Genomic DNA, 1,207 nt, shown 5'->3' with positions numbered 1-1,207 from the left:
TGCGATGCGATCCGTACCCCGTTTGGCCGCTACGGCGGTGGTCTTTCCAGTGTTCGAGCTGATGACCTGGGTGCGGTGCCCCTGAAAGCACTGATGGACCGCAACCCGAATGTGGACTGGGGGTCCGTGGACGACGTGATCTATGGCAACGCCAACCAGGCAGGTGAAGACAACCGGAACGTAGCGCGCATGTCCTCGCTGCTGGCCGGTCTGCCAACCTCTGTTCCAGGCACCACCATTAACCGTCTGTGTGGCTCCGGTATGGACGCCATCGGTATGGCGGCCCGCGCCATCAAATCCGGTGAAACCGATCTGATGATCGCCGGTGGCTGTGAATCCATGTCCCGCGCCCCGTTTGTCATGGGTAAAGCGGAATCGGCCTTCTCCCGTACCCCGAACGGCCTGTACGACACCACCATCGGCTGGCGCTTCATCAACAAGAAGATGAAAGCGGAGTTCGGTGTGGACTCCATGCCGGAGACCGCTGAGAACGTGGCGGAAGACTTCAACATCTCCCGTGAAGACCAGGACCTGTTCGCCTTCCGCAGCCAGCAGAAAACGGCGGCGGCGATGGAAGCGGGCCTGTTCAACGAAGAGATCTGCCCGGTCACCATCCCGCAGCGCAAAGGCGACGACCTGATCGTCGACACCGACGAGCATCCACGTGCCTCCACCACCCTGGAAGGTCTGGCCAAGCTGAAAACCCCGTTCCGTGACGGCGGTTCCGTGACCGCGGGCAACGCGTCCGGTGTGAACGACGGTGCCTGCGCCCTGCTGATCGCCTCTAAAGAAGCCGCTGAGAAGAACGGCCTGACGCCGAAAGCGCGCATCGTGGCGATGGCAACCGCAGGCCTTGAGCCGCGCATCATGGGCTTCGGTCCGGCACCGGCCTCTAAGAAAGTACTGGAAAAAGCGGGTCTGACCCTGGATCAGATGGACGTGATCGAGCTAAACGAAGCCTTTGCGTCCCAGGGTCTGGCCGTGATGCGTGATCTGGGCCTGCCGGATGATGCAGCCCACGTTAACCCGAATGGCGGTGCCATCTCACTGGGTCACCCGCTGGGTGCTTCCGGTGCCCGTCTTGTAACTACTGCGATGTACCAGTTGCATCGTACCGGTGGTCGTTACGCCCTGTGCACCATGTGTATTGGTGTAGGTCAGGGTATCGCGATCATCATTGAGCGCGTTTAAGCATTGGTTTAAACGC

The 1,207-nt window shown here is 60.7% G+C and carries 1 protein-coding gene; it reads left to right on the top strand.

Annotation, left to right across the window (positions count from 1 at the left end; translation table 11 throughout):
* Nucleotides 1-1,191, top strand: a 1,191-nt coding sequence (gene pcaF / locus QKW35_RS21195; protein ID WP_282356377.1) for a 3-oxoadipyl-CoA thiolase, incomplete at its 5' end; no start/stop codon positions are given.
* Between the last annotated feature and the right edge of the window lie 16 nt (nucleotides 1,192-1,207).

The sequence above is a fragment of the Pontibacterium granulatum genome, assembly GCF_029961155.1.
Lineage (GTDB): Bacteria > Pseudomonadota > Gammaproteobacteria > Pseudomonadales > Balneatricaceae > Pontibacterium > Pontibacterium granulatum.
The sequence above is the reverse complement of the archived record's forward strand: the minus strand, read 5'-3'. Positions and strand labels throughout refer to the sequence as shown.